1 pseudogene is annotated in these 711 nt (G+C 26.0%); it reads left to right on the forward strand.

The annotated features are described in order from the left end of the window. Positions 1–372: 372 nt before the first annotated feature. Positions 373–711 (forward strand): annotated as a pseudogene (locus HMPREF3270_RS03260) (hypothetical protein); the annotation flags it as partial.

The following is a 711-nucleotide window of genomic DNA, read 5'->3' on the forward strand; positions in this document are numbered from 1 at the left end:
ATTGCAATAGTGCGGGGGGCACTAATTGTTAATTTACCTATTAATTATTTATTACATTTACTAAGCCAGTAAATGTAATAATATAGCATTGACGACTATCGGTCACTATGATACGAATGAAATTGTTAGAAAAGTAACGCCCTCTTCTTCGTGTCTGAATTGAAACCTAAGAGATAAGGGACGTGTATATTAATCTCACCTCATATATCTGTTAACAGTTAATTTCTAATCAACAAAAAATATTACGTCCAATGATTTGAATTTTATGTATTTGTAGGTATTTAAAAGATTTTAAATCTGATCATCAATTTCACCCCTTTAATTTTTATTATATACTAGCATTGAATACTAAAAGAAAATAGGTGAAAATAAATGGATTTATTTATAAATAAAATGAATGAAGTAGCAAAAAATATAGGAATGTTAAACTCAAATTTTAAAAATCCGTCAGGATTAACTAAAAAAGGACAACTATCAACAAGTTACGATTTATCATTGTTGTTATTACAAGCAAGTTTAAATCCAATTATCGTTAAAATTTGGAAAAAAGAGAAACATATAGTAAGAATATTAGGAGATAATACAAGAAAATCGGAAATTAAAAGTACTGTATATAATAAAAGTTTAAATAATTATTATGATATTTTAGGTGGAAAGACAGGTACCGTAGGTTTTATAAAAAATTTAAGTGTCCTGTTATATGCTAAAGAT

The sequence above is a fragment of the Staphylococcus sp. HMSC65H10 genome (genome assembly GCF_001839185.1).
In the GTDB taxonomy this organism is placed as follows: domain Bacteria; phylum Bacillota; class Bacilli; order Staphylococcales; family Staphylococcaceae; genus Staphylococcus; species Staphylococcus simulans.